General features: G+C 67.8%; 23 protein-coding genes and 1 pseudogene. 7 read left to right on the top strand and 17 right to left on the bottom strand.

Features of this window, described 5'->3' with window-relative positions; genetic code table 11:
- Positions 1-11: 11 nt before the first annotated feature.
- The 4 genes from U5817_RS14930 to U5817_RS14945 all read right to left on the bottom strand — a co-directional run bounded on the left by U5817_RS14930 (position 12) and on the right by U5817_RS14945 (position 3,974).
- The gene (locus tag U5817_RS14930) at positions 12-2,201 is read right to left on the bottom strand and encodes a PhoX family protein (RefSeq protein WP_407277853.1); all 2,190 of its coding nucleotides are present in this window, start codon (positions 2,199-2,201) and stop codon (positions 12-14) included.
- Positions 2,202-2,325: 124 nt separating this feature from the next.
- Positions 2,326-2,619, bottom strand: coding sequence for a hypothetical protein (locus U5817_RS14935; RefSeq protein WP_407277854.1), 294 nt, complete (start codon positions 2,617-2,619; stop codon positions 2,326-2,328).
- Positions 2,620-2,666: 47 nt separating this feature from the next.
- The gene (locus U5817_RS14940) at positions 2,667-3,122 is read right to left on the bottom strand and encodes a PAS domain S-box protein (RefSeq protein WP_407277855.1); all 456 of its coding nucleotides are present in this window, start codon (positions 3,120-3,122) and stop codon (positions 2,667-2,669) included.
- A 99-nt stretch (positions 3,123-3,221) separates the two neighbouring features.
- On the bottom strand, positions 3,222-3,974 hold the full coding sequence (locus tag U5817_RS14945) for a DUF2189 domain-containing protein (RefSeq protein WP_407277856.1): 753 nt from the start codon (positions 3,972-3,974) through the stop codon (positions 3,222-3,224).
- Positions 3,975-4,184: 210 nt separating this feature from the next.
- Between U5817_RS14945 and U5817_RS14950 the strand changes: the two genes are divergently transcribed.
- Positions 4,185-4,949: a Crp/Fnr family transcriptional regulator gene (locus tag U5817_RS14950; protein WP_407277857.1), complete on the top strand. Its 765-nt coding sequence runs from the start codon at positions 4,185-4,187 to the stop codon at positions 4,947-4,949.
- Positions 4,950-4,973: 24 nt separating this feature from the next.
- Here the strand turns inward: U5817_RS14950 and fdxA are convergent, their stop codons facing one another.
- Entirely contained in the window at positions 4,974-5,297 is a 324-nt protein-coding gene (gene fdxA / locus U5817_RS14955; protein WP_169125423.1) for a ferredoxin FdxA, read from the bottom strand.
- Between the two features lie 259 nt (positions 5,298-5,556).
- Between fdxA and U5817_RS14960 the strand changes: the two genes are divergently transcribed.
- Positions 5,557-6,138 (top strand): flavin reductase family protein, encoded by a 582-nt coding sequence (locus tag U5817_RS14960; RefSeq protein WP_407277858.1) that lies wholly within the window; start codon positions 5,557-5,559, stop codon positions 6,136-6,138.
- An 87-nt stretch (positions 6,139-6,225) separates the two neighbouring features.
- Here the strand turns inward: U5817_RS14960 and U5817_RS14965 are convergent, their stop codons facing one another.
- The 5 genes from U5817_RS14965 to U5817_RS14985 form a co-directional block, all read right to left on the bottom strand.
- Complete coding sequence (locus tag U5817_RS14965; RefSeq protein WP_407277859.1) at positions 6,226-7,566, bottom strand: diguanylate cyclase domain-containing protein; 1,341 nt, start codon at positions 7,564-7,566, stop codon at positions 6,226-6,228.
- Positions 7,567-7,629: 63 nt separating this feature from the next.
- Positions 7,630-8,415 (bottom strand): DUF2894 domain-containing protein, encoded by a 786-nt coding sequence (locus tag U5817_RS14970; protein WP_407277860.1) that lies wholly within the window; start codon positions 8,413-8,415, stop codon positions 7,630-7,632.
- On the bottom strand, positions 8,408-9,052 hold the full coding sequence (locus U5817_RS14975) for an OmpA family protein (RefSeq protein WP_169125426.1): 645 nt from the start codon (positions 9,050-9,052) through the stop codon (positions 8,408-8,410). Before U5817_RS14975 ends, U5817_RS14970 begins: the two co-directional genes overlap by 8 nt.
- 2 nt (positions 9,053-9,054) lie before the next feature.
- Positions 9,055-11,265, bottom strand: a complete 2,211-nt coding sequence (locus tag U5817_RS14980; protein ID WP_407277861.1) for a DUF802 domain-containing protein — start codon at positions 11,263-11,265, stop codon at positions 9,055-9,057.
- On the bottom strand, positions 11,262-12,035 hold the full coding sequence (locus U5817_RS14985) for a DUF3348 domain-containing protein (RefSeq protein WP_407277862.1): 774 nt from the start codon (positions 12,033-12,035) through the stop codon (positions 11,262-11,264). Before U5817_RS14985 ends, U5817_RS14980 begins: the two co-directional genes overlap by 4 nt.
- A gap of 362 nt (positions 12,036-12,397) precedes the next feature.
- Here U5817_RS14985 and U5817_RS14990 point away from each other — a divergent pair.
- The 5 genes and pseudogenes from U5817_RS14990 to U5817_RS15010 form a co-directional block, all read left to right on the top strand.
- Positions 12,398-12,460 (top strand): annotated as a pseudogene (locus tag U5817_RS14990) (hypothetical protein); the annotation flags it as partial.
- Positions 12,461-12,877, top strand: coding sequence for a hypothetical protein (locus tag U5817_RS14995; RefSeq protein WP_407281146.1), 417 nt, complete (start codon positions 12,461-12,463; stop codon positions 12,875-12,877). It begins immediately after the preceding pseudogene.
- Positions 12,823-12,984, top strand: coding sequence for a CoA transferase (locus U5817_RS15000; protein WP_407281080.1), 162 nt, complete (start codon positions 12,823-12,825; stop codon positions 12,982-12,984). Before U5817_RS14995 ends, U5817_RS15000 begins: the two co-directional genes overlap by 55 nt.
- Positions 12,985-13,182: 198 nt before the next feature.
- Positions 13,183-14,382 carry a CaiB/BaiF CoA transferase family protein gene (locus U5817_RS15005; protein WP_407277863.1) on the top strand — a complete coding sequence of 400 codons (1,200 nt, stop codon included), beginning with the start codon at positions 13,183-13,185 and terminating at the stop codon, positions 14,380-14,382.
- 566 nt (positions 14,383-14,948) lie between these two features.
- Positions 14,949-15,908, top strand: a complete 960-nt coding sequence (locus U5817_RS15010) for an endonuclease/exonuclease/phosphatase family protein (RefSeq protein ID WP_407277864.1) — start codon at positions 14,949-14,951, stop codon at positions 15,906-15,908.
- Here the strand turns inward: U5817_RS15010 and U5817_RS15015 are convergent.
- From U5817_RS15015 to U5817_RS15045, 7 genes are all read right to left on the bottom strand, one after another.
- Positions 15,857-16,114 carry a tyrosine-protein phosphatase gene (locus tag U5817_RS15015; RefSeq protein WP_407277865.1) on the bottom strand — a complete coding sequence of 86 codons (258 nt, stop codon included), beginning with the start codon at positions 16,112-16,114 and terminating at the stop codon, positions 15,857-15,859. The two genes, U5817_RS15010 and U5817_RS15015, sit on opposite strands and share 52 nt — an antisense overlap.
- A gap of 12 nt (positions 16,115-16,126) precedes the next feature.
- Positions 16,127-18,805 carry a LuxR C-terminal-related transcriptional regulator gene (locus U5817_RS15020; RefSeq protein WP_407277866.1) on the bottom strand — a complete coding sequence of 893 codons (2,679 nt, stop codon included), beginning with the start codon at positions 18,803-18,805 and terminating at the stop codon, positions 16,127-16,129.
- Positions 18,806-18,835: 30 nt separating this feature from the next.
- Positions 18,836-19,051, bottom strand: coding sequence for a cysteine protease (locus U5817_RS15025; protein WP_407277867.1), 216 nt, complete (start codon positions 19,049-19,051; stop codon positions 18,836-18,838).
- Positions 19,048-19,539: a hypothetical protein gene (locus U5817_RS15030; RefSeq protein WP_407277868.1), complete on the bottom strand. Its 492-nt coding sequence runs from the start codon at positions 19,537-19,539 to the stop codon at positions 19,048-19,050. The genes U5817_RS15025 and U5817_RS15030 overlap by 4 nt, the downstream gene beginning before the upstream one ends.
- Positions 19,529-20,092, bottom strand: coding sequence for an acyl-CoA thioesterase (locus U5817_RS15035; protein ID WP_407277869.1), 564 nt, complete (start codon positions 20,090-20,092; stop codon positions 19,529-19,531). The genes U5817_RS15030 and U5817_RS15035 overlap by 11 nt, the downstream gene beginning before the upstream one ends.
- Positions 20,093-20,179: 87 nt before the next feature.
- Positions 20,180-22,195: a 3-hydroxyacyl-CoA dehydrogenase NAD-binding domain-containing protein gene (locus tag U5817_RS15040; RefSeq protein WP_407277870.1), complete on the bottom strand. Its 2,016-nt coding sequence runs from the start codon at positions 22,193-22,195 to the stop codon at positions 20,180-20,182.
- 234 nt (positions 22,196-22,429) lie between these two features.
- Positions 22,430-23,344 carry a TetR/AcrR family transcriptional regulator gene (locus U5817_RS15045; protein WP_169125436.1) on the bottom strand — a complete coding sequence of 305 codons (915 nt, stop codon included), beginning with the start codon at positions 23,342-23,344 and terminating at the stop codon, positions 22,430-22,432.
- Positions 23,345-23,368 lie beyond the last annotated feature (24 nt).

The following is a 23,368-nucleotide window of genomic DNA, read 5'->3' on the forward strand; positions in this document are numbered from 1 at the left end:
GGACTCCCGCCTCAGACGCCGATACGCCCACCGTCCGCGCGCGTGATGACGATGGTGGCCGAACGAGGACGTGACAGGCCGCCATCCGGCCAGTGGCTACCGAAGCTGCCTGCGGCGAAGTCGGGACGCGTGTCTTCGCCCGGATGCTGGATATTCACGAACAGCGCCTTGCCGTCCGGCGATTCCGCAACGCCGGTGATCTCACACTCCTTCGGGCCGACGAGGAAGCGCCGCAGGTTTTCCTCGCCGAGCGGCTTGCCGACGTGGGTATCGACCGTGCGCGTGCTCGTGCCGTCGCTGCTGACGATGGACCGCGGACCGCCGTCGCCGACCTCGCCCGGCACCGCCGCGAGCAGCATGCAGTTCGTGACGTCGGTGTAGGCGCCATCGTCCGTCTCCATCCACAGCACGCCGGTCGCCTGGCTGAACCAGAGGCCGTCGGGGCTGGAGAAGTCGTTGGCATCGGTCAGGCCGGAGATGTTCACGTTCGCCGCATCGGCCGTCGCACGCGCACCGAACAGGAACACGTCCCACCTGAACGAAGTCGCGGCGACGTCGCCGCCGGCTTCCGCAAAGCGGATGATGTGGCCGTTGGGGTTGCCGCGCTGGTCCTGGCCCGTGGTCTTGCGGTCGTTGTAGAAGCGCGGATTGGCGGCATCGAGGCGCGAGAGCGGCCGGCTCGCTGCATTGGTGTTGGTGAGGGCCATGTAGACTTCACCGTTGCGTGGATTCACGGCGCCCCATTCGGGACGATCCATCTTCGTCGCGCCGGCCGCGTCGGCCGCGAGACGGGCATGCACGATAACGTCGGCCTGGTCGGCAAACGCATAGGCGGGGTTCGCAGGCGACACGTTGCCGACACCGAAGCCCAGCTCGACCCACTGGCCGGTGCCGTCGGCATCGAAGCGTGCGACGTAGAGCTTGCCGTCGTCGAGGTACTTGTCGCCCGCTGCCATGCCGCCGTTGGCGTCGTCCGGGTGCCACACGGCGTTCGAAACGTACTTGTAGATGTACTCGTTGCGCGAGTCACAACCCATGTACCACACCAGCGGGTGACCGACGCGAACGGGGCCCAGCCACGCGCCTTCGTGGGCGAAGCGGCCGAGCGCGGTGCGCTTCTTCGGCGTCGCCTGCGGGTCGAACGGGTCGATCTCGACGACCCAGCCGTAGGTGTTGGGCGCATTGCGATAGTCGTCGCTGCCGTCGGTCGAGGTGCCGAGCTTCATCGCGTTCCAGCGGCCGTAGAGCTCGTCCGGCGTATCGGGCGTGACGGTCGCCCACAGCTCGCGGCCGGTGCCGCGGACACCGTAGCGGGTGAAGGCGGTCACTTCCCTGGCGCTGCGGTTCGGGTTGTCTGTTGCCTCGATGCGGCGGAAATAGCCGGCCCAGTTTTCCTCGCACGTGAGGTAGGTACCCCACGGCGTGTGTCCGCTCGCACAGTTGTTGACGGTGCCGCGCGTGCGGCTGCCGTCGGGCGAGTACTTCGTGACCATGTACGGGGTCTTGCCGGCGGGGCCGGACAGCTCCATCTCGGTCAGGGTATGGATGCGGCGATTGAAGTGCGAGTCGCGTAGGTAGCGCCATTCGCCGCCCTCGCGCGCTATCTCGACCACGCTCACGCCATGCACGTAGAACTCGCGCAGCACCTCCTCCGCAACCGTGCGCACGCCACCGACGATGGTGGGGCCGTTGGGATGCAGGAAGGCCGGCGTGATCGCTTCGTGGTTCAGGCATAGCAGGCCGCGATCCGACTCGTTCTTGTGGTGCTTGGCGTTCGGACCGAGGCCGAAGTAGTGCATGCCGTCGTGGTGATCGCCGGCGCGCAACGCGAAGCTCTCGGCCGGGTCGGTGCCGTCGTTGAGGTACTCGCCCACGCTGCTGTCGATCGGGTCGCCGAGACGATAGAGGACGGTATAACGGTAACCTTCCGGTACGGATACGGCATCGGCGAGGCTCTTCGCCACCGGATTGAAGGCGAGCTTCGGCAGCTTGCGGCCGGGAGCGGCAGCCCCCTGCGCGGATGTGGCCGCGAAAGCCGGCGAAACGCCGCCGAGCATCGCCAGCGCGGCGGCGCCTGCGCCGCCGCCAAGCAGCTGACGCCGCGACAGGCGCGCCTGCAGGATACTGTCGAAGTCCGGATTGGTCGAGGTGTTGGTGGATTCGTCGTCGCTGTCGGGACGCAGGGTTTGCAGATCGTTCATTGAGAGTTCCTCTGTGGGATTACGCGATGCCGCTCGCAGGCGCACGGTAATCTGCAGAGGTTAAGAACTCATGACACGCCCATCGCAACGAATCGGGGGATGGCAAAGGCGCCGCATTGCGGAATCAATCGCTGGCGGCCAGTTCTGCCAGGCGCCGGGGTGATCCGATGGCGACGCCCAATCCCGACAGGCCCGGCCTGCCGCAGGCTTGCGCCCCAACGGCTGCAGCGAGTTCCGCCAGCTCTGGCGGAAAGTAGAGCACAAGCTCGCAATGCAGGCGGCCGAAGTTTTCGTGGCGCATCAACACCGCCGTCGTCGCGTTCCGCTCGCGCTGCTGGTCGAAGAGCGTGCATACGCGCTCCAGCTCATCGCCGGCCAGCATTGCATCACCGAGATGTGCCGCAAACCATTGCTCCATTTCTTCCCGCCAGTTGATCCCGGGCCGCCTCCGCGGCCGATTCATGCCTATTTCGGCCCCGACGCACGCACCGCGGTTTCCGCTTCCAGCGCGCGGATACGCTGCTGCAACTGCCTTTCATCTTCGCGCCTCTGCGTCGCATCGCGCGCCACGGCGACCGACCCCAGCACGTCGCCGCGCATGTCCGAAACGAGCGCAAAGCTCATCTCCACATAGATCGTGGCGCCGGCGGCAGTCGTCGATCGCGTGATCACGGCACGACCGCCGAGGCGGGTACGGCCGCTGGCTACCGCGCGGTGGAACCCTTCCCAATGCGCCGCGCGCAGCCGCTCGGGAATGATCAGATCGAGGCTCTGCCCGATCGCCTCCATGTGCGGAAAGCCGAACAGCGCCTCCGCCGCGGCATTCCAGATGCGGATCCGCCCTTCCCTGTCGGCGAAGATGACGGCGTCCGCGGTCTGTTCGACAAGCAGGCGGTTGATGTCGGTGACGTCGGTACTCAACGCTGGCTCCCCTGCGGCCGCGGTACGGCCGGTCGACTGTGGATGAAGGGCATGTATTCCTCCTGCAAGGGGTGGAGACGCGAACCTGCGCACGCGGACTCAACCGGACTCATCGGGGAACACCGTCCGGTACAGGCATTCGGTCGCGAACGCGGTGACGGGCAGCGTCACGGTCAGCAGCAGCGGTACGATGATCGACACGATGATCGTGCCCCCGAGCATGAGGCTCCATGTGAGATTCGCCGGGATGCTGCGAAAGATCGCGCGGACGCTGGCACTCACGGCAACGACCAGGCTCGCGCGGCGCTCGATGAGCAGGGGAACGGCATAAGCCGTGATGCAGAACGCGATCACCGCGAACAGTCCTCCGGCGACGATCGCGCCCACGTGGAAGCGCAGGAGTTCCGTCGAAAACGGGAACAGCATCTTCCAGCCGGTGTAGCTGCGGCCCAGCATGAAGCTGTAGAGGATGCCGGCATCGGTCATCCAGATCACGAAGAGGAACAGGCAGACGAGCACGAGGCCCCACAGAGCGGGGGGCGATCGCAGGAAGCCGCCGCCGACATCCCGCCACGTCGGCTTGCGGCCATTCCTCCGCGCCGCCGACATGGCAAAGAAGCCCGCCAGCAGCGCCGGGGCGACGATCAGGAAGCCACCCACCAGCGGCAATGCCATCGGCGCCAGCCCGACCGTTGCGAGCAGCGAAATGAGCCCCACGCCGAAGACGGCGAAACCGCCCGCATACAGCAGGGAGAGGGGCGCGGTGTCGGCGAACACACGCAGCCCGCAGGATACGGCGTCCATGACCTGTGCGGGACGGATATGCCGCGGCTCGGGGCGACGATCATTCATCGACATGGGACACCACGAAGGAGAATGCTCATTCCATCCTAGTCCGAATCCGCCCTATGGCGTCGGATGAAGGAACGGATGTGTGGAAAGTTGAGGACACGGCGCAAAGATGCATTTTTATTGACTCTTTTGCAAGCCCCGCTATAGTCGGATTGACGACGCTTGCGCGACGTGCGTGCACGTGCCGTCAATCAACGCTCCGAGACCATCATGGGACACGCGGCCCCCTTGTCGCTCCTTCATCCCCCGACCGACGCCTGCGAAGCGCCGGGAGGAGCGCACGTTGACGCGCTGGCACGGCGACTCGGCACGCTCGAACTGTTCTCGCAAGTCGGGCGGGCCGAACTTTGCCAGCTTGCGCAAGGTGCGCGCCCGCGCCGTCTGGATCCGGGTGAATCGCTGTGGTTCGCCGGGGAGCACGCGAGCTGGTTCGCGCTTATCGAATCGGGCGTGGTCCAGATCCGCCGGATGACCCCGACCGGGGAAGGCATCCTGGTCGGTCTGTTCCGGCGCGGCGAGGCGGTCGGCCTGGCGGCCGCACTGGAGGGCGGCGCGTTTCCGGCCGACGCGATCGCACTCGGCGAGCCGGCGGAAGTGCTGTCGATCCGTGTGGAGGCACTGCGCCGCGCACTGGGCGACTCGATCGCCGTTTCGCGCGCGATAAACGGGGCGCTGCTGCGACACACCGTCGCGCTGCGCGCGAAGATCGACATCGTCAGCGCCGGATCGGTACCGCGCCGCCTCGCTGCGTTGATGCATTATCTGATCGGGCGATTCGGCCGGCCGACCGCCACGGGCAGCATCATCGTCGACGTGCATCTCGGCCGCGAGGAGATCAGCCAGCTCGTGAGCGCCCGCGTCGAAACCGTGATCCGCATCCTGAGCCGCTGGCAGAAGGCCGGCTGGATCGCGTCGCGGCCCGGTCGGATCGAGATCATGCGCCCCGACATGCTGGAGCGGATCGTCGACTCCTGACCAGTGCAAAGCCCGCAGCGGCCCTCAGCGTTCGAGCAGGCCGAGCTTGTCCTTCACCTTGGCCCACACGCCCGCGTCCGCGGGCGCGGGCTTGACCTCGACGATCGGGATCCAGACCCTGGCGAGTTCTTCGTTGAGCGCGACGAAGTGGCGCTGATCGACCGGCACGTCGTCCTCGGCATAGATCGCATCGACCGGGCACTCGGCGACGCACAGCGTGCAGTCGATGCATTCGCTCGGATCGATCACGAGGAAATTCGGGCCTTCGCGAAACGCGTCGACGGGGCAGACATCGACGCAATCGGTGTGTTTGCACTTGATGCAGGCTTCGGTGACCACGTATGTCATGGCTTTTCTCTCTCGCGGGCAGTTCGTTTGGGGTGCGGGAGCAATGTAGGTCCACGCAGCGGCGACCTGAATGATAAAAATCATTCCCCCGCCCCGCACACCGACGGCGCGTCGAGTGCCGGAACTGACATCGGCGCGGTGCCGACACGCCGTCCCGCAGGGGCGATATAGTGCGTCGATCGACGCCGTCGGTACCAAGTTCGGTCGAACGCGGACGCCGCCGGTGTCCCGTGCACTTCGTCCAACCGGGATACCCAGAATGAACCACATATCCGACTTCCGGCCGGTCGCGCTCGAGCACGCCAGCCGGCTCATCAACCACGGCCCCACGGTACTGGTGACTTCGGCAGACGGGTCGCGGCGCAACATCATGGCCGCCGCCTGGTCGATGCCGGTCGAATTCACCCCGCCGCGCATCGCCATCGTCATCGACAAGCACACCTATACGCGCGAACTGATCGCGAAGACCGGCGCATTCGGTATCTGCATACCGGGTACCGCGCTCGTCGATCTGACCTATGCGGTCGGTAACGCCAGCGGCCGCGATCTGGACAAGTTCGCGCGTTACGACATCGACGCCAAGACGGGGCCGGTACTGGGCATGCCGGTGATCGAGGCCGGCTGTTCGGCATGGCTAGAATGCCGCCTGATACCGGAACGGCACACCGAGGATGCCTACGACACGTGCTTTGCCGAGGTGGTCGCCGCCGCGGCCGACGCGCACGTGTTCGCCAACGGCCACTGGACTTTCGACAGCGGGAACGCCGCCCTGCACACGATCCATCACCTGGGCGGCGGGAATTTCGTCAGTGCGGGCAACACGATCCGGGCGCGTACCTAGGTTTTCGGCGGCGCGGGCGGTCCGGCTAGCCCGGATTGCGCTTTCCGACGGAGGAGCAAGACCACCCCCGGCCCGTCCATCGCCCGATTACATCGCCTGAGAGGATCTGTTCCGTTTGTCTGCGTACATTGCAGCATCGGCGTGCTGCAGGATCCGCTCGACTTCCTGGCCGTGTTCGGGATAGACGGCGATGCCGATGCTTGCCTGCGTGCGCAGGACGCAGGTATCGAGGTCGATCGGGTGACTCACTGCTTCCCGGATCTTGTCCGCGACGGCGCGGGCATCCTCGGGCGTGTGTACGTCCTCGAGCAGCACGACGAATTCGTCGCCGCCGAGGCGGGCCACCGTGTCGGTCCCGCGCACGCATCGCTGAAGCCGGCGGGCGACCTCCTGCAGCAGCAGATCGCCGCTCGCATGTCCGAGCGAATCATTGACCTGCTTGAAATCGTCGAGGTCGATGTAGAGCACCGCAAGGCCGGACTGACTGCGGGCACATCGGGCAAGGACCGACTTGATGCGTTCGTTGAAGAGGCGCCGGTTCGGCAGTCCGGTCAACTCGTCGAAACGCGCAGCGCGCCGCAGATCGGCCTGCAGTTGGGCGCGGTCGATGGCGATCGCGACCTGGTCGGCGACGAAATGCAGCAGCTCCTTGTCCTTGTCGGAATACCTGACCCCGGAATCGACCTTCAGTACCAGAACCCCGATCGTATCGTTATGCGCAATCAGCGGCATCGCGAGCCAGCCCCCATCGCCGGCGGAGGCCGCTGCATCTCCCGATAATGCAGCCTGTGCCAGGTCGCCCAGGTAGGGTGGACGGCCGCCGCAGATGACCTGCGCGCAGAACTCGCAGGCGACGGGTTCGTAAAGGGCCAAGGGATGGCCGTGACGGTCGCGCTGGTAGGAAAAGCTGAGCTTCCCGGTGCGGTTGTCGCAGGTCGCGAGGGCAAGTCCGGCTACCGGAACCAGGCTCGCGATGATGCGATGGATCCCGCGCAGGAGGACGTCCAGGTCCTCGGCCGCATGAGCCGCTTCCGAGATGGCGTAAGTGGCGCGCTGAATGGCCTCGGCATGCTTGAGTTCGGTGACGTCGCGAGCGACGCCGATGCGCAGCCTGTCCCGCTCGGACCAGCGCGCGGACCACATGAGGTGGACGCGGTGGCCATCCTTGTGCACGTAACGGTTGTCGAACCCGATCCGCGCTCGTCCGGCGATGACCTCGGAGGCCTCTGCGACGGTCCGCGCCCGGTCTTCGGGGGCGAGGAACGCGAACAGCTCCCGACCGATCATTTCCTGGGGGGTGTAACCGAGCATGCGTTCGCATGCCGCGCTTACATAGACGATGCGTCCGTCTGTGTCGACGAGAAACACGGCGTCGAGCAGCAGATCGACAATATCGGGCAGGCAGTCGTCGTGTGCGGTCGCAACCATTTGAATAGATTACTAGGATTCCGGCGAGCCGTGGCAGGTTACCCGTCACGAATCGCCGACCGCTTACTTGCGCTTCTTGTCGCGCTCGCCTCGAACAGTGCTCTTGCGGGTCACGCTGCTGCGTACGGGAATGCGGTTGCTGTCCGCCTGGTCGAGCCACAGCAGGGCGTCGACGTAGGACATGAATTGCCTGAGGTATTCGGGGGAGATGTCGCGCATCTGCCCGAGCGCCTGCAGCACCAGATGGTGGGAATTGAGCGGACCGGCGTTCTCGGGGGCCTGGGCGAAGGCGTCGGATAGCTGACGGTCGAGACTGAGGCGGGACCAGGTGCTGCGGAAATAGCTCAGGGACTTGAGTTCCGGCGGCGCGGTAAATGCGGCACCGGCGCGATGGCCACCGTGCGCTGCGTCGCCGCTTGCCCCCTCGGGCGTATGCCGGCAGATGTGGGCGAGCAGTCCGCTCAGGGGTGAGAGGCCGCCCTGCCCGGCCAGCCGTGCGAGCAGGCGCTGCAGGCCGGCGAGGTCGCCGGCTTCGCGGCATTGCCGCAAGGTGTCGGCGGACTCGGGGAAGCGCGCGATCCCGCGTTCAAGCGCATCGCCCGCCCGGAGTCCGGCGGCGTCGAGACGCTCGCGGTAGTCGGACAGGGCTTTCGCCAGCCGGCGTTCCAGAACACCTCGGGCCGCGTCGCTGCAGGCTGCGGCACGGCGCGCCAGGGTCTCGATGAAGCGGAAACCCACCGGATCGAAGCGCTCGGCGTTCTGCGCCCGCAGGGCTTCGATCAGCGCGCCGGTATCGGCGCCGGGTCGCAGACCGACCGCCGGAGCCCCGCTCGACCCCGCCTCAGCCATTGCCCCCGGCACCCGCCTTGCCGGTCTTCGGCACCGGCGCCATCTCGACGCGCCGGTTGCGCGAGCGTCCTTCCGCGTCGGCATTGGACGCGACCGGCTGTTCCTGGCCGAAGGCGGCGGCGAACACCGACGAGGACGGGATGCCTTCGTCGATCAGTGCGCGCGTCACCGTCAGTGCCCGCTGCGCGGACAGTTCGAGGTTATCGGCGAATTGCCGGTTGGTGTCGCGCACCGGCCGGTCGTCCGTGAAGCCGCTCACCATCAGCATTTCGTCGTTGACCGACAGGAAGGCGGCCAGCGGCGGCGCGAGGCTCTTCAGCAGCTGGCGGCCTTCCGGCTGTAGTTCGTCCGAGTTGAGCGCGAACAGCACGCTGCCGCTGATGCCGATGCGGCCGTTGTTAAGCGTGACGCGCCCCGCGGCAAGCGGCACGGCGAGGGCCTTCTCCAGAGCCTCGCGGCGCTGTTCCTCGATGCGGCGCTTCTGCACTTCCGCTTCCAGGCTGGTCACCAGGTCCAGCTGTACGCCGAGAACCCCGACGAGGATCAGCACGAAGGCTCCCAGCAGGCCCGACATCAGGTCGCCGAAAACCGCCCAGACCGGGGTGGAATGCTCGATGGCGCCGTCGAACTCGTCCATCGTCACACCTCGCCGGCGAGCGACGCCTGCCTGCCGGGCAGCTGCTGCAGGTCTTCGACGATCTGCCTTTGTGACATGATCGACAGGTCGATGATCTCGCGCGCCTGCGCAACGTAGTAGGCGAGCTGCTCGTCGCTGCGCGTCAGGGACTTGTCGAGCGCCCCTTCGATGCGTGCGAGCGTCGTCATCATCTTGTCGTTGGACTCGCTGAAGAGCTGCACCGCGAGAGCGAAGGCCTCGCTCAGGCTGGCCACCTCGGCCGCACCGCCGGTGATCTCGCCTGCGACGCCGGCGATGCGCGCCGACTCCGCCTCGATGCTGGCGGAGAAGCGCGTTCCGGCACGCTCGAGCAGTTCCGTCGCGGAAGCCACCAGCGCGTCGATCGCCGAGCGTTGCTCGGTCGATGCGTGATTGATCGCGGAAAGCAGAGTCCCCAGCGTCTCCATGATGCGGCTGCGCTCCTCGAGCAGGCCGTTGTCGCGCGCGATGCTCGCGGAGAGTTCCTGTCGCAGCTGGCCGATGACTTCCGCCGCGGCGCGGGGTGCTTCGGCAGCCGTATGCATGAGGCGGGCGACCTCGTCGATGGTGTCGCGGGCCTGCGTCTGCGCCGAGGTGGCGATTGCGTGCGCCGTTTCGCCCAGGGTCCTGCAGATATGCTCCTGCCGCGCGAGGGTCTGCGCGCCGGCCTCGTGCCATTCCTGCTGCAGCGATGCCGCCATCGTCTCCAGCGTCCGGGTATGCGCGGCGAGGCGCGCCTCGTCCGTCGCGGCCTGCTGCGCGTGCTGTGCGGCCGTGGTCTCGCCGATCGCAGCGAGCAAGGTCGCCGAGCGTTGTTCGAATGTCTCGGCGAAGGCTTCGAGCGACTTGTGGAGTTCGGCGGTAAGGCGTTCGCCCGCGCGCTCATGGCTGGCGAGCGCGGTGGCCCACGTATCGGCCACGGTGGCGACCGTCCCGCCGAAACGCTCCGCCACTCCGTCGAGCTGCCGTTCGACCGTATCTGCCAGCCGCGTGTGCAGCGTGCTCGTCTCCTGCGCCAGCGCCGTCGTCGTTGCGGCGAGATCGGCGCGCAGGCCGACATGAGTCTCTTCGACCGAACTCAGGAGCACACCCGAGCGCTGCTCGAAGGTCTCCGCGAAGGCGCCCAGCGTATCCCGCATCTGCCGGTTCAGGTTCTCGCTGGCGCGCTCGTGACTCGCGAGCGCCGCGTTCCAGGTTTCCGCGACCCGGGTGACGCTGCCGTCGAAACGCGCCGAGATTCCGTCGAGCTGTGTCTGCACCGTGTCGGCCACGCGCGCCTGGAGCGCGCTCGTCTCGCGCGCGATGCCTGCCATCGTCTCGGCCACCACGGGCCGGATCGTTTCGCCGGCGAGCCGGGCGCTTTCGGTCAGGCTGACCCTGAGCGACTTGTCCACCGACGCGGCCAGTTCCGAGTACATCACCCGCGCGTCGCGGTGGAAGCCTTCCTGCCGGGACACGAGGCCCTCATTCAGCTCCCTTCCCTGCCGCTCCATCTGCTCCATCATCGCCTGCAGCTTGTCGACCAGTTCGGGCAGTACCCGCGCCTGCGATTGCAGCGCCTTGAAGGTTTCCTCGCGTTGATGAGCATGCGAGAAGCCGCGTAGCGAGGTGCCGATGCGGGTATCGAGCACTTGCGCCACCTGCAGCCGCTCGCGCCGGCACACGGCCGAAATCAGGCCCAGCATGGCGGACGCCGCGACACCCGCCACCGAGGTGCCGAATGCAACCCCCAGGCCACGCACCGGCGCCGCGAGCGAAGCACGGATCGCCTCGAGGTTGGTCGTGTTTTCCAGCGCGATGACCGCGCCGTTCAGCGTCACGACCATGCCGAGGAAGGTGCCGAGCATACCCAGCAGCACCAGCAGGCCGACGAGGAAGGGGGTCATGGCCGGACCGGGCAGCGCAGCGCGCTCGCCCTCGATACGCAGGCGCACCGGATTCTGCACGGACGGCGGCAACTGGCGCAGCCATTCGCCCGGATGCGACAGATCCGCGGGAATTCCGTCCAGCGCCCGCGCCAGCGCAGCCGTGGTGCGGTGGAAGCGCAGCAGTTCCACGGCGCCGGTCACATACACCGCCCCGATGATCGCCGTCATCGCCAGCGCCAGCACGCTGGACCCCACGTAACCGGCGCCGACCCAGAACACGGCAAACAGCCCCACGAGGAAGGTCGCCACACAGATTGTTCGATTCATTGCATTCCCGTCATCTCATTTGCCGCCGCTTCGTCGAGGGCTGCAATCAGCCCTGCGATCGGCTGCAGCCGAAGATCGACCTCCGCAAGCAGCACGGACTGCATCTCCCGGCAGAATTCCGCCAACCACCCGCCCGGCAGCATCCACCGGGTCGAATCATCCGCCGTCCGGGTTTCCGCGAGCGTCGCGCGATGCGCCTCGTAGCGCTGCTCGAAGCGCCTGCCGAGGAGTACCGGCACGGTCGCCAGCAGCTCGCGTTCGCGCACGGCCAGCGCCTGGTCCATCACCGCATCGAGCGCGGCGAGCCGACCCAGAGCGCCCGATCGCGCCTGCAGAGCCGTGCGAACCATTGCCCGCAAGGGACCGATGCGCACCGCCATGTCGCGTTGGTGGGCGAGATAGTAGCGATGGTAGGGCGCGAAATCGGCAGCCTTCTCCGCCGGAACACTCGGGCCGGGCGTCGGCAGTTCGATCCGCGCCGGTCCCGACCTGAACACGCCATCGATCGTGATCGATTCCGCCAGGGCGTCGCGCACGCGCGCCATCGCCTGCTGCAGCGCCGCTGCCTCGTGCGACGTCGCGACGGCGGGAGTCGCGGCATCGGCATTCAGCGCGGAATACAGCGTCAGCGCGTCGGCGAAGCCCAGCCATTGGCCGAGCCGGTCGGCGAAGGACTGCCTGGATGCGGGCACATCAGCGGCCGTCAGCCCGCCGAGAGCGCGAACCAGCCCGGAACCGTTGATATGCGTACGCGACAAGCCTTGCGCCATCCGAAAAACCGCCGCCCGGAGGGCGGAAAAGTGGGCAAGGCTACTACAAAGCGGCGGTCAGGTCAGCGTTGCCCGACGGGTTCCCGACATGCCCGCGCGGGTTCAGCGGCTTCGCCTGCGGCGACGAAGTCGCAGGCGCCCCCGGTCAGCAGGGCCGGACGGCACAACAGTCATTCCGTCGGGCCGCTGTCCGCACCACCACGAACAAGCGATGGCCGGAGGCTTGGGGTCACTTCCAGACCTGACGTCCGATTCCACCAGACCCTTTGCGTGAAATCCGTGCTCACAGGACCGTGGCAGGGGGTGCGGAGAGGCTGCACATAGGTGTCTATCGGACTTGAAGAATCGAAGCGAAAAATCGGCTGGACGAGGACCCTTACCGCGGCTTCGGTCCACCGCCGCACAATCTCGTCCTCGAATCGCTGATGGACGTCGCCGCGCGCGAACTCGCCCTGGACCCGGCCGAACTGCGCCGCCGCAATTACATCCGCCCGGAGCAGTTCCCCTACACCGTGCCGAGCGGCAACGAGTACGACAGCGGAAATTGCGCCGCGGTGCTCGACCGCGTGCTCGAACTCGCGGACTACCGGGCGATGAGAGCCTCTCAGGCGCAAACCCGCGCAGAAGGACGGCTGGTCGGCATCGGCGTCGTCGGCACGGTGGAACCGGGCGTCTTCGACTGGAACACCTATGCTACCGTCGGCGTACCCGGCGTCGGCGTACCCGGCGTCGGCGTGCCCGAAGGGGTAAAGGCAACATCCGCGAGCCGGCGCTGTCGAAGCTGGGCCTGGACCATGAGCAGGTCAGGAAGCACAAGCCGGACATCATCTCGATCCGCGTGACAGCCTTCGGCGCAGACAGCCCCTACGCCGGCCGCCCCGGCATCGACTTCCTCGCTCAGGGGTACACCGGCGTGCTCACGCTCAACGCGCCGACGTCGCCGACATGAGCCGCCGCCGCGACGAACGCCGGGCGCGCAAAACGGCCTGAGCGGTCAGCGCGGAGCGGAACCGGGTCGCTCGACGCGACCCGGCTCGTCATGGCGCCGTCATCCTCGTATGGTTTTCCCACCACGCCACGGCAGGAATGCGGTTACCCTGCGCATTCCGCCGAGCGCCTTCGGCCCACCCACGAGGAACACTTCGCAATGAGCGCCACCGCCAAACCTCTCGCCGGGATCAAGGTCGTCGAACTCGGTACGCTGATCGCCGGGCCCTTTGCAGCGCGGATCCTCGGCGAATTCGGGGCGGAGGTGATCAAGATCGAATCGCCCGACGGCGGCGATCCGCTGCGCAAGTGGCGCAAGCTCTACGAAGGCACCTCGCTGTGGTGGTACCTGCAGTCGCGCAACAAGAAGTCGGTGACGGTGAACCTCAAGCACCCGGAGGGCGTCGAGGTGGTTCGCAAGCTCATTGCCGAGGCCGACATCGTCGTCGAGAACTTCCGTCCGGGCGTGCTGGAGAAGCTGGGCCTGGGGTGGGACGCCCTGTCGGCGATCAACCCCGGCCTCGTGATGCTGCGCCTGTCCGGATTCGGGCAGACCGGACCGCTCTCCCAGCAACCGGGCTTCGGCGCCATCGGAGAATCGATGGGCGGCCTGCGTTACGTGACCGGCTTTCCGGATCGCCCCCCGGTGAAGACCGGCATCTCGATCGGCGATTCCATCGCCGCATTGTGGGGGGCACTCGGGGCGCTGATGGCGCTCCGTCACAAGGAGGTGAATGGCGGCCGGGGCCAGGTCGTGGACGTGGCCCTGTACGAAGCGGTGTTCGCGATGATGGAGTCGCTGGTGCCGGAATTCGACGTGTTCGGCTTCGTGCGCGAACGCACCGGGAACATCATGCCGGGCATCACGCCGTCGAACACGCACACGACGCGCGACGGCAAACACGTGGCGATCGGCGCCAACGGCGACGCGATCTTCCGCCGGCTGATGCTGGCGATGGGTCGCGGCGACCTGGCCGAGGATCCCACGCTGGCCGACAACGCCGGGCGCGACGCGCGGCGCGACGAACTCTACGCGCTGATCGACGCCTGGGTCGCCGAACACGACGAAGCCGCCGTGCTTGCCGCCCTCGCCGCCGCCGAGGTGCCCGCATCGCGCATCTACTCGGTCGCCGACATGTTCGCGGACCCGCAATTCCTTGCGCGCGACATGCTGCAATCGGTGACCCTGCCCGGCGGGCGCGAGTGCCGCATGCCGGGCGTCGTGCCCAGGCTCTCGCTCACCCCCGGCGGCGCCGAAACGATCGGCCCCGCCCTGGGAGAGCACACCGACAGCGTGCTGGGCGAACTCGGTTACGACGAAGCCGCCATCGCCGCGCTGCGATCCGCCGGAGCGATCTGAAGCGCCACGCCTGCTGCGGCGAAATCAGGGTTGCCCGATGCCGCGCCCGTCATCGCCGACAGGACGGGCGCCCCCTTGGAAAACCACCTTGCGAAGAGGCCACGGGCGGCCGGGCGTTACACCGGCTGCTATGCGCGCCCCACTGTGTCGGGCGATCTCTTCCGACCGTACGCTGGCGAGTGCGGCGCACCTTCACACCCGCGGCGCCTTGCGGCGCTGACCGCGCGGGCGTCCGTGGCAGGACAATTTTGCGCCGATTGCGACCAGGCCGGGAATCGCGGAGCGGTGCTAATTGCCGATCCCGTAGCGCAGCTCGACCATGCCCCCCACCTGACGAACTGAAGTCAGCCGCAGCGTCGGACTCGGCACGCGTCGCGGGAACAACTGCTTGCCCCGGCCCAGCGTGACCGAGCCGAGCTGGATGATGAGTTCGTCGAGCAGGCACGCATCGCAAAAGGATTTTCCCGGGCGGGGGGCGCAGGGAATGAGCGGGTTTCCCCGGAGTCTGCGCCCGGCAGCACTGCCAGGCCCTCCCTCGTGTCGGATTGCCGTACCATGCCAGCTCCATGCGCATGCACTTGTCCATTCTTCGCCATGGCGGCCTGCAACGCCGCGCGAAAGCCCTCGCCGCCCTGTGCCTCGCAGGCCTGCTCCTCCCTCTGGTTTCTGCCTTCGAGACATCGTGGCCCGACACGCTCGCCTGGGGGCTGGATCTGGCCGTGCACTGGCAATGGTTCTTTCTCGTGGGGCTGATTCTGGCGCTACCGGTGCTGGCGTTTGGCCACCGGCGCTGGGTGATGGTGGCCGCGCTGGTGCCGCTGCCGTGGCTCACAGCCATGCCGGCGACAGTGCGCGGAACCGTGGGCGGTGATGGACTGGTCGTTGCGGCCGCGAATGTGCATGTCGATAACGAGTCCCCCGACCGACTGGTACGGTGGGTCGGCGCGACGCAGCCCGACGTGCTCGCGATTCTCGAGATCTCCGATACCTTCGTCCAGCGGCTGGGACTCGATGACGCCTATCCGCATCAGTTGGTGCGCCCGCGCTGGGACCCGTTCGGCATCGCACTGCTGTCGCGCCATCCGATTGTGCGCCATGCGGTGGTGGACGGCGGCGGCGCCACGCCGCGGATCGAGGCCGTGATCGATTGGAACGGCACCGCGGTCACCGTCGTCGCCGTCCATCCGATGCCGCCGATCAGTGCAGCCGATCAGGTCCGGCGCGATCAGGTGTTGGCCGACATTACCGCGCGCTACGCCGACCACCCGACCATCGTCACCGGGGACTTCAATGCAACGCCCTGGTCGTCGGCGTTTCGGGTGCCGCGGCGCCACGGATTCACGCTCACCGGGGGATTGCAGGCAACGTGGCCGGCCTCGTTGCGAGGACTCATCGGGCTTCCGATCGACCACGTGATGGTCTCGCGACACTGGACCGCCACCGATCACGCGGTCGGGCCGGACGTGGGCTCCGATCACCTGCCGGTTCTGGCCACCCTTTCTCCGACAGGGGCGGAAACGCAATAGCGTTCGCGTCCGGCATCCAGCGCAGCGTTCAGATAGTCGGGGATCGCATCGACCATGTCGTCGGTCGCGTCCCGTTCGGTCACGCGCCGGATGATCCTTGCGGTGGCGGCGCACCGCCCGGCGTCGGCAATCCGGCGAATGCGCGCCGAAAGGAGATAGTCCGCCATCACGGTTTCTTCCGCGACGCCCAACGCATGCAGGATCACCGCGACGCCGGCTCAGTCCAGGATTCCCAGCAGCCGCGCGCGATCCACGGCATGCCGGCGGTTCGCGGCGTTGAGCTTCGACAGCAGATTCCGCATGTGCCACTTGATCGTCTCGGGACCGACGTCGAGGATGTTGGCGATTTCCTTGTTCGTGCGGCCGTGCGCCAGCGCGGCCAGGATTTCCATTTCGCGCGCCGACAGCTGCGCGGGGCGCTGGTTCGTGGCAGCCGATTTCGGCGCCGCGGCCTTCGGCACCCAGCCGACGCGGCAACGCTCGGTGACGCGGTCGACGAAGGCAGGCGATACGCCGGCGGCGGCACCGCAGCCCGAGCGGTCGAGTTCCGGCAGCACGTCGAGCGCCGCCGGCCAGTCGTCCGCGAGCACGCGCACGAGGCCGAAGGATTCGGCGAGACTGAGCGCCTCGGCGAGCAGCGGCGGGCCCTCGTCGTCATCGCGCAGGCTGCTTGCGCGCACGATGCGCACCGCGATCTGGTCGCGTCCGCGCCGCAGCCGCGCGGCGATCTCGGCGGCATGATCGAGCGCGGCCAGGGCCACCGTGTAGTCGTGATCGAGCAGCGCGACACGCGCCGCGGCGATCTCGCGGATCAGCCGCAGCTCGGCCTCGAGCCCGCGGTCGGCCCGCGCGGGGTCGGCGGCGATCGCGTCCAGGCCGTTCATCAGCATGCGGCACGACATGAGCCGGTTGCGGATCGCGTGCTGGCGGATCTGTTCGCCGAGGCTCGCGGCGACGAGGCGCGGCTGGCCGCGCAGTTCGCCGATCGCGGCCAGGCTGTTGAGCGCGTCGAAGGCCTTGCCTTCGCTGCCCTTCTGGCTCTCGTAGCGCGCGAGCGTCAGGTAGGCGAGGATCACCGCGTCCGGCAACGCCGCCTGCTCGATCAGGTCGAGACGGTTCGCAAGCAGCGCGCGCGCCTCGTCCTCGGCGCCGAGTTCCCAGTTCGCCGCAGCGAGCCCTGCCGCGTGGATCGCGGCCGGCAACGACCGCCAGCCCGTCACGCTTTCCGCCCGTTCGAGCGCCGCAGCGAAGACGCCCGCCGCTTCCTTCGCCTGGCCTTCGATCAGATAGCTCAGCCCGACCGCGAACGCGCCGTAGATCGAATCGTAGAAACTGCGCGCAACGCGGCCGTGGCCGTCGGAGATCTGCTGGTAGTAGCGCGCGCGCTCGGGGAAGCCGCTGTGGATGGCGATGAAGGAAAGCGTGTTGCAGTAGAGCGGGCCGAGCGCGGGGTCGTAGGTGTCGATGCAGCCGCGCGCGCGCTGGTAGTCGTCGCAATGGATCGCCGCGGCCGACCGCACGATGTTCGCCTGCAGCACGACCTCGGGCGTCACGCCAGGTCGGGCGAGGATCACGTCGGTGAGCCGCTCGGCGTCCTGCGGCCGGTAGCACAGCGCGCAGGCCCACGCGGCCGTGAGCTGGATGCCTTCGCGCCGCGCGATCTCCTCCGGCGGCAGGCGGTCGAGCCACGCGAGCACCTCGACGATGCGCCCCTGCACGCCGAGATAGCGCACGCGCTTCTCGATCCAGTCCATCGCCTCGGCGCGCAGGCCGCCGAGGAAGGCGTGCTCGGCGGCGTGCTCGAGCATGTCGTGCGCCGCGAACCATTCCGCCGCCTTGGCGTGCAGCGCGCTGCGTTCGCTGGCCGGCAGCTCCGCGAGAAGGCTCGCGAGGTACTCGCGGAACAACGGATGCATGCGGTAGACGTCGCCACCATCGACCGACGTCACGAGGCCGGTCTGCTGCTCCAGCCGGACGAGGATCTCGGCCGCGTCGACGCCGCCTCCGAGCGCTGCACACAGCCCCGGATGCAGGGTCTCGAGCAGGGACGCGCGAACGAGCATCGCGACGGCCCCCTCGTCGAGACTTTCGAGCACGAACTGCGAGAAATAGCGCGCCACGTCCCCGGTCGCGCCAGAGAGGCTCGCGACCGTCCCGGCGATGTCGCTGCGGCGGGCCATCGCCGAGGTCACGATCTGCAGCGCCATCGGCCAGCCTTCGGTGCGCTCGTGCAGGCGCGCGCCGATTTCGATGTCGACCTCGTCGCCGAGGCGCCGGCGCAGGAAGCCGACCGTGTCTTCCAGCCGCAGCCGCAGGTCCTCGGTGACGAACTGGGTGTAGAGCCCGTGCGCGCGCAGTTCCTCGACCGGGAACGGCGGGTCGGTGCGCGAGCTGACGACGACGTGGAAGTTGGACGGCGCGTTCGTGACGAGGTAGTAGATGAAATCGATCGCGTCGCGGTCGGCGAGTTGGTGCAGGTCGTCGATCAGCAGCCAGGTCGGGCGGGCGAGTTCGTGCATCTGCACGAGCAGCTCGCTCGCGGCCCACAGGTCCGCACCGGCCTGCCCCACTTGGTCGAAGGCACGCGCGGGCATCTCGAGCCCGAGCGCGGTGCTCAGCGACGCGATGACCGCGGGCGCGACGCTCGCCCGGTCGTCACTGGCCTCGATGGTCAGCCACGCGACCGCGGCGCCGGGCGCGAGCAGTTCGCGGCGCAGTTGCACGAGCAGCGAAGTCTTGCCGAAGCCCGCGAGCGAAGTCACGGCCACCAGCGGCTGCTCGACCGCTTCGCGCAGCCGCGCGAGCAGCCGCGGCGGGGCGACCGCCTGGCGCGCCGAATGCGGCGGCATCGTCTTCAACGCAAGACGATACGGGACGGCGGTGGCGGTCTTCTTCATCGGCGTTCGGCGAGCTCCATGCGGCTGATCCTAGCGGGCGGCGGGATCGACAGGCGCCCCCGGCGCGTCGGCGCGGGCGGTTTCGCGCGCGCGGAAGCGCTCGACCGCGACATTGAACTCGGCGATCGATTCGTCGCTCACCTTGGTGCCGCATTCGTAGCAGGTGTCGTTGATGCGGTCGAACCAGCGGCAGCCGCACTGCTCGCACGCGAGCTCCGGTGCGCCGGCGGGATTGTGGAAGATCATCGGCAGGCTCCGAGGAAGGCAAGTCCGAGCGTGTCGAGGAATTCCTCGTAGCCCGCGTCCTGAAGTTCGAATTTCGTGCGCAGCACGAAGAACATGATATGCCCCTGCCGGATTAGTCGCTTGATCAGCGACAAGGTGTCGCCGGCGAGGCTCGCGCGCATCGCTTCGAGCGCCGCGTCGTCGGCGACGAAGAGCAGATCCACACGCGCCTCCTGGAAGCCCGCATAGCGCATCACGCCTGCCGACATGCCGCTGCCGTCGTTGAGCCATTTCATCATCGGCACCTCGCCCGCGGCCTCGACGAGCCCCGCGACATGCTTGCCGGGCTGTATGCCGGAGCCGCTCCGCGGCACGAATCCGACCGACGAGCCTTCGACCATGTCGGTGAAGAGCACGGCGTACCGGTCGAGCATCGCCTGCCACGGCGCCATGTCGCCGAAGGGATCCCCGGCCGTCGCCGGCGCGTCCGCTTCCAGTTCAATCTGCATGCTTGCCTCCGTCAATGGCCGGCCGGTTGCCGTCGGCGGGCAGGGAAAGAGCATTGGCCGCGAGTTCCGGCACGGGCTGGCAATAGCGCCCGAGGCAGGCACGGATGTCTGGCGGAATCGGCACCGATTTCATCGTCTCGAGGTCCATCGTGACGAGCGTCTGCCGGGCCCGCAGGCGCAACTCGTCGCCGACCCGGCCCTGCACGTCTAGACCGATCGAGCTTTCGCCGATGCGCGTGACGGTGAGCCCGAGCACGAGCGCGTCGCCCATCCTGCTCGGCCGCGTAAAGGTGCAGTCCATGCGCACCGTCGGGATTCCGAGCCGGCGCGTCATGATCAGATCCGCGAACGAGGTGCCGAGCCCGTCCGTCAGCCAGTCCTCGACGAGCCCGTTGAGGAGCACGAAATACTGCGGGTAGAACACAATTCCGGCCGGGTCGCAGTGCGCGAAGCGCACCAGCACCTCGCGCTCGAACATCGCCGGCCGCGCCGGAGCGGGTGTCTTCGCTCCGACCTCGCCGACGAACGCGATCGCGCTGCTGAGGTCTGTCATCGTCCTGTCTCCTATGCGCGTGGTCATGGGCTCAATGTATCCACGCGCCGCTGCAGGCGCCCCCCCCACCCGGTATGGCCCGGCCCCTCACGGCGTCTTCGTGAAATCCGGCTTGCGCTTTTCCTGGAAGGCGGTGATGCCCTCGCGGGCGGCCGCGGTGCAGGCGCTGTCGCCCCAGGCCCGGTAGCCGATTTCCAGCGCCTCCTCGAAGGTCGGCGCGGCCGCCGCGGCCTCGACGGCCCGCTCGAGGATGCCGATGACCTCCGCACTGAGCGGCTGACCGGTGGCGGCAACGGGTGCGATGGGGTCGAGCGGCGCGATCTGCACCGCGCCGTCGGGGATGCCGCCCACCTTGCCCTCCAGGGCCTTGACCCGGGCGACGGCCGCGCGGATGAGTTCCGGGTAGTCGCGGGCGAGCCCGTCGACGATGCCCAGCTCGAACGCCCGCGTCGCCTTCAGCCGCTCGGCCCGGCGCAGCATGCCGTGGAACTCGGCCGACGCCTGCGGCCAGCGCCGGTACGGCACGACCATCGCGCCGATGCCGTGGACGATGCCGAGTGTGATCTCGGGCATCTGCATCCAGGCGCTCGCCAGCGCGACGATGCCGTGGCAACGCATCGCCAGCTCGAAGCCGCCGCCCAGCGCCATGCCGTTGATCGCGGCGACAACCGGTTTTTTCATGCGGTCGAGATGCACCAGCAGGCGCGAACAGTCGCGGGCGTACTGCGCGGACGACGGCGCATCGCCGAGCATGTTCACGAAGCGCCCGATGTCACCGCCGGCGCAGAAGGCGCGATTGCCGTAGCCGACGAGGACGAAGCCCGCCACCGCAGGGTCCTCTTCGAAGTACCGGATGACCGACAGGATCTCGTCGGTCAATTCATCGTGGAGCGCGTTCAGGGCTTCAGGGCGGCGCAGCGTGATGACCTTGACGTCGCCGATGTCGTCGACGAGCACATGGCGCAGGAAGCCCTGGTAGTCGCCGAGCGGCTTCCGGGGGGCGGGCATGCCGCGCCGCTCGTTGCAGAAACGCGCGAGCATGCGGCCGGCTTCGCCGTCGCCGAGGTCGCGCATCAATTCGAGCGGCCCCTTCTTGAACCCGAGCGCCTGTCGGCAGCCGAAATCGAGGTCGGCCGGCTCGCCGATGTCGCGGTCGAGGATGTCCACCGTCTGCGAGAACAGCACGCCGAGCAGACGCTCGCGCACCGTCGCCGTGATGTCGTCCGCGACGCTGACGGGCTTGCCGGGAGGCACGGTCAGCCAGCGCTCGACCGAACGGAACACCGGGGCCGGACGGTAGTGCTCGCCTTCGAGTTCCGCCTGCAGCGTGTTCGTCTCGGTGATGATCGGGTTGCCATTGGCGAGGTTCAGCACGAAGAACGGCCCGGCGTGCACGAACTCGCCCGCGACGCTGTCGATCTCCGCCGCAGTTGCGCGGTCGAGCAGCAATCCGGCCTCGTTGCACCAGTTGTCGAAGATTCGATCCAGCATGAAGCACGCGACGTCGTCGGTGACGAGGGGCACCTTGCCGGTCGTACAGAATACCCAGCGCAGGTATTCGACGACGGCCGGATCGGTGCGCGCCCAACGGACGACCTCGACGACCGGGTTGCGCCAGGCCGGCGCGAAGAAGTGCGTGACGGTCGCGCGCTCGGGGTGTTTCAAGTCGGAAAAGATTTGCGCGGCCGGCAGCGAGCTGGTGTTCGACGTGATCAGCGCATCCGCGCGGACGACGGCCTCGACGTCGGCAAAGATGCGCCGCTTCAGCGCAAGGTTCTCGGTCGCTGCCTCGAGCACCCAGTCCGCTTCCGCGAGGTCGCGATAGTCGCGCGTGCCAACGACGCCGGCGGTGACCGCCGCAGCTTCGGCCTCGCTCATCTTGCCTTTCGCGACCGCTTTCGCCGCGTAATCGGCGAAGCGCTGCAAGGCACGGTCGAGCGCCGCCTGGGCGACATCGACGAGGATCAGCTTCAGGCCCGGCAATGCGCTCTTCAGGTAATAGCCGATATCCGGGCCGATCGTGCCGGCACCGATAATCGCGACGGTGCGCGGCAGCGGGCGCTGCGGCGTGGCGAGCAGCGGATTGGCGAAACGGGTGACCATCAGGGAGCCTCCTTCGGTAGTCTCAAGCGGCGAGCCGTCGGTGCGGCGCGCATCCTTATCGGCCGGCCACACGGCGCCGGCCGGCGAACTCCTCTGGGGCACCCGTTCAGGGCGATCGGCGGACATTAGCCGCCGTTTCGTTTTAATGTATACAGTATCCTGTGCACTGAAGAAAAAAAGCAACCACTCCGGGCGCCGGTAATGGAACGACGCCACCGAGATCGACGGATAACTTCAGGAAGAGGGCTGAACTTTCGATGCAAGGCCGGGCGACTCCACACCGCGGCGCAGCGTGTCCACCATGGCCGCGGCGATCTCGTCGGTCGAACGCCGGCCCTGGCGATACCAGACGTGCACCCAGTTCAGGAAACTCAGGAGCATCAGCCGCAGCAGGCTGCGGTCGGCATGCGGTGCGAGCGGCAACTCGTCGATGAGCCCACGGTAGACATTCTCATAGGCTTCACGCATCGGCCGGATCTTCGCGAAGAGTTCGGGGTTGCCGGTCATCGCAAGGCTGTGGCCGGTGACGCGGTCGATGTAGCTGCCGCTGGTGATCGCGGCGATGTGCACCTGGCAGACGCGAGTGAGCCGCTCCCAGGGGTCGCAGGAAGCCGTCAGCGCCTCTGCAACGGCGGCCATCAGGCGCCGGAAGCCTTCCCCATGCACGGCGAGATAGAGCTCGTCCTTGGATGCGAAGTAATGGTAGATCGACCCCGGCAACAGCCCGACCCGGCCGGCAATGTCGCGAATTGAGGTGCTGTCGTAGCCCTGCTCGGCGAAAAGCGCCGCTGCCGCGTCGAGGATCACCTGACGGCGGTCGAGCGGCTCACCGTCCGTCGCGGCGTCGCCTGTGACGAGTTGCGCGGCGAGCGCCCCGCGTTCCAGCAAGCCGCGCTGCGTGTGGGTGAGCGCCGCCACGCCCTCGCATGACGCTTGCGCGATCGCCCGCAAGCGCTTCACCGCGGTCTCGAGATCGTGCTTCTGCCAGATGTAGCGCACTCCCGAAGGCGAAACCACGAATCCGTCGCGCCGCAGCCGGGCCGACACCGCCGCCTGGCCCAGTTGGGGCTCGTCGCGCGCGAGTCGAAGGATCGCGGCCTCGACGTCCGGGACACGACGCTCTTCTTCATGGCTGGCATCAGGACTCATGCGCGTCACCTAATTGATTGGATA

The organism is Aromatoleum evansii (assembly GCF_045689615.1).
In the GTDB taxonomy this organism is placed as follows: domain Bacteria; phylum Pseudomonadota; class Gammaproteobacteria; order Burkholderiales; family Rhodocyclaceae; genus Aromatoleum; species Aromatoleum evansii.

Coding starts and splice junctions, on each gene's coding strand:
- U5817_RS15010 (WP_407277864.1), top strand. CDS start 14,949: ATGCGCATGCACTTGTCCATTCTTCGCCATGGCGGCCTGCAACGCCGC.
- U5817_RS14930 (WP_407277853.1), bottom strand. CDS start 2,201: ATGAACGATCTGCAAACCCTGCGTCCCGACAGCGACGACGAATCCACC.
- fdxA (WP_169125423.1), bottom strand. CDS start 5,297: ATGACATACGTGGTCACCGAAGCCTGCATCAAGTGCAAACACACCGAT.
- U5817_RS14950 (WP_407277857.1), top strand. CDS start 4,185: ATGGGACACGCGGCCCCCTTGTCGCTCCTTCATCCCCCGACCGACGCC.
- U5817_RS14995 (WP_407281146.1), top strand. CDS start 12,461: ATGGACGTCGCCGCGCGCGAACTCGCCCTGGACCCGGCCGAACTGCGC.
- U5817_RS14970 (WP_407277860.1), bottom strand. CDS start 8,415: ATGGCTGAGGCGGGGTCGAGCGGGGCTCCGGCGGTCGGTCTGCGACCC.
- U5817_RS14965 (WP_407277859.1), bottom strand. CDS start 7,566: ATGGTTGCGACCGCACACGACGACTGCCTGCCCGATATTGTCGATCTG.
- U5817_RS14985 (WP_407277862.1), bottom strand. CDS start 12,035: ATGGCGCAAGGCTTGTCGCGTACGCATATCAACGGTTCCGGGCTGGTT.
- U5817_RS15035 (WP_407277869.1), bottom strand. CDS start 20,092: ATGACAGACCTCAGCAGCGCGATCGCGTTCGTCGGCGAGGTCGGAGCG.
- U5817_RS15005 (WP_407277863.1), top strand. CDS start 13,183: ATGAGCGCCACCGCCAAACCTCTCGCCGGGATCAAGGTCGTCGAACTC.
- U5817_RS14980 (WP_407277861.1), bottom strand. CDS start 11,265: ATGAATCGAACAATCTGTGTGGCGACCTTCCTCGTGGGGCTGTTTGCC.
- U5817_RS15020 (WP_407277866.1), bottom strand. CDS start 18,805: ATGAAGAAGACCGCCACCGCCGTCCCGTATCGTCTTGCGTTGAAGACG.
- U5817_RS14960 (WP_407277858.1), top strand. CDS start 5,557: ATGAACCACATATCCGACTTCCGGCCGGTCGCGCTCGAGCACGCCAGC.
- U5817_RS14945 (WP_407277856.1), bottom strand. CDS start 3,974: ATGAATGATCGTCGCCCCGAGCCGCGGCATATCCGTCCCGCACAGGTC.
- U5817_RS14975 (WP_169125426.1), bottom strand. CDS start 9,052: ATGGACGAGTTCGACGGCGCCATCGAGCATTCCACCCCGGTCTGGGCG.
- U5817_RS15045 (WP_169125436.1), bottom strand. CDS start 23,344: ATGAGTCCTGATGCCAGCCATGAAGAAGAGCGTCGTGTCCCGGACGTC.
- U5817_RS15030 (WP_407277868.1), bottom strand. CDS start 19,539: ATGCAGATTGAACTGGAAGCGGACGCGCCGGCGACGGCCGGGGATCCC.
- U5817_RS14935 (WP_407277854.1), bottom strand. CDS start 2,619: ATGGAGCAATGGTTTGCGGCACATCTCGGTGATGCAATGCTGGCCGGC.
- U5817_RS15025 (WP_407277867.1), bottom strand. CDS start 19,051: ATGATCTTCCACAATCCCGCCGGCGCACCGGAGCTCGCGTGCGAGCAG.
- U5817_RS15040 (WP_407277870.1), bottom strand. CDS start 22,195: ATGGTCACCCGTTTCGCCAATCCGCTGCTCGCCACGCCGCAGCGCCCG.